The organism is Photobacterium damselae (assembly GCF_003026815.1).
GTDB lineage: Bacteria > Pseudomonadota > Gammaproteobacteria > Enterobacterales > Vibrionaceae > Photobacterium > Photobacterium damselae.
On sequence record NZ_PYOG01000088.1, the window covers coordinates 1 to 1,828 of the forward strand.

The 1,828-nt window shown below is 43.6% G+C and carries 4 protein-coding genes; all 4 read right to left on the reverse strand.

All coding sequences use genetic code 11. The features are described from left to right. Positions 1 to 493: TraU family protein (locus CTN07_RS22335; RefSeq protein ID WP_211315318.1), on the reverse strand; the 493-nt coding region annotated here is incomplete at its 3' end. 13 nt (positions 494 to 506) lie between these two features. After that, positions 507 to 707, reverse strand: a complete 201-nt coding sequence (locus tag CTN07_RS22340) for a hypothetical protein (protein WP_036766494.1) — start codon at positions 705 to 707, stop codon at positions 507 to 509. A gap of 10 nt (positions 708 to 717) precedes the next feature. Continuing rightward, positions 718 to 1,035, reverse strand: coding sequence for a helix-turn-helix domain-containing protein (locus tag CTN07_RS22345; RefSeq protein ID WP_036766492.1), 318 nt, complete (start codon positions 1,033 to 1,035; stop codon positions 718 to 720). A 178-nt stretch (positions 1,036 to 1,213) separates the two neighbouring features. After that, complete coding sequence (locus tag CTN07_RS22350; protein WP_036766491.1) at positions 1,214 to 1,600, reverse strand: hypothetical protein; 387 nt, start codon at positions 1,598 to 1,600, stop codon at positions 1,214 to 1,216. Positions 1,601 to 1,828: the final 228 nt, after the last annotated feature.

Sequence of the window (1,828 nt, forward strand, 5' to 3'; positions counted from 1 at the left end):
CATCGAAGTTATCCATCGCCATACATGCAGAAGACTGCAATATTTGTAACCAATAGATGAGCGGATATTTGTACCAGTGTGCTTGGTAAAAAGCACCAGAACTGCTATCCCCTGGTTTTTTATAACTGTTCTGGCCGCCTATCTGTTGTGACATACCACCGCCTAATGAAAAGCCCAGGTTGACCATGCAAAACGGAACACGAGTCACATCAGTAATGGCATAAGGCTCCCAATAGCCAATGTTCAAACCCACCTGCATGAAAATAGGTGGCGGCTTGGGGCAGAACGAGATGGGAAGTGATGGGTTGGGTGTATCAGGGTGTCTTGATGGAATGAGTGGTACGCTGCCTAGCGTGATGGGGAATATACATTCCCAGCAAATATCGGTGATGGGGTTCATAAATCGTGCCCTGCAAGCAGGGCCCGAAGCACTGGCCGCGTTAGAGGCCATGAGTAAACTGAATCCCAACGCCCACAAAAGGGGTTTTGTCATGAGTTTAAGCTCTCTATAAAGGGGGGTACATGGCTGTGACTTTGCCAATCACATTAACCTGCTTCATGTTCTGCTTGGGATAGATAGGATTATCCCCAAACACAACATATTCTTGATTTGATTCTTGCCATTGCAGACGACGTACAACATTACCCTGCGCTGTTGCAATAACATAAATGCCATCACCTAAAACTCGGTTTCCTTGTAACGGCAAGACTTCATATTCAATTTGTGCTCTGAGGACTCATCACATCATCGGACACAACCAACCGATACTTATCGGCAATTCTCGTCTCTTCAATATCACTAAACAATAGCCATTTGAGAGAATGATTTGTTGCCTTAGCCAGAACCGCTAATCGGTCTAAACTGGGTAAATTCTTTGCATTAAGATACTGATTAATGGTTGCTCTACTGAGTCCTGTTTGGTTGGCTATATCAGTGACAGATTGGGAACCCAATGCGTGTTGAAGGCGCTGGGCAATGTTATTAACACCTTGCTCTTTTAACGCAAGGAAATTGCGAATAGGTTGTCTTGGCATGACAGCTCCTTACTTGCCGTATTGTTTTTATTTGCTAAGTGGTGTTTTTTTTGTTCTAGAATGATGTTTTAGAATAAACATATTAGAAGAAGGTAATATTAAAATGACATTTTTTGAGATTGTTCAAATGGTGGGCATCCTGCTAGCTGCAGGTTGGCTTCAGCATAATATCAATTAATCACAATATGCGATAAGGTCGCTGCCTTCTCTGTTTAAGTTTTGCTTTAAATTCAAGTGAATTTATCAGTTGGTGTTTCATGTCTCTAACCCACACTTCACTATCACAGCTCATGGTTGCGTTGATCACATCTAAAAAAGCTGGAAACTCATTTGGGTCTACCCACTGTTTAAAGCTTCCACCTATGACCACCATAAGGTCTGTTGACAGATGTTCTCGCTCTGCTTGGGTAAAGGGCACTTGGCAGTTTGCCTCGCGTGCTTTTCCTACCAGGTTAATCATAAAATCCGTGTGAGGTGCCACCACCGTATCTAGCTCTGGCTTTGCTATGGATGCTGTTGAGACCGATAAAAGAGTAAGTGGCAATAAAGTCAGTAATATTTTCATTGCAGTTCCTGATTTAAAATGAGTAAAGCCCTTCTCAAAGAAAAGAGAATCAGGCAGTTTGCATCGAGTAAGGTTAGCGAGTAGGCGAGCGCTCTTGCTTGATGCAATCTGCCCGACAAGCGAAGCGCGTCAGTGTGCGCGATTTGGAATCAAGGTGTGCCGGATAAACATCGGTAAGTTCGCAAAAGCAATTAGCGCAAGGGCTAAGGCGATACGTTCATAAACGGT